Origin of the sequence: Microbacterium sp. ER1 (assembly GCF_023383675.1) — a bacterium.
Lineage (GTDB): Bacteria > Actinomycetota > Actinomycetes > Actinomycetales > Microbacteriaceae > Microbacterium.
In genome coordinates, this window is record NZ_QCXO01000051.1 from 1 (window position 1) to 275 (window position 275).

The following is a 275-nucleotide window of genomic DNA, read 5'->3' on the forward strand; positions in this document are numbered from 1 at the left end:
GTCCATCACGGGCATCCGGATGTCCATCAGCACGATGTCCGGGCGGCTCTGGCGCACCAGCTCCACGGCCTCACGCCCGTTCCCGGCCTGCCCGGCCACGCTGAAGCCCTCCTCGTGCGAGACGAGTTCGGCCACCGCCGTGCGGATCAGGGACTGATCGTCGGCGAGGACTACGGAGATCATGGGGCACCATTCGTTGAGGAGCGGGGGAGCGGGCCGGGCACGCCAGGCTCGTTGGTGGGCAACAGGGCGGTGAACCTGAAGACCGGGCCGGG

1 protein-coding gene is annotated in these 275 nt (G+C 69.8%); it reads right to left on the reverse strand.

Annotation, left to right across the window (positions count from 1 at the left end):
• A partial coding sequence (locus BV453_RS01720; protein WP_249520720.1) for a response regulator occupies positions 1-183 on the reverse strand: 183 nt, incomplete at its 3' end.
• Positions 184-275: the final 92 nt, after the last annotated feature.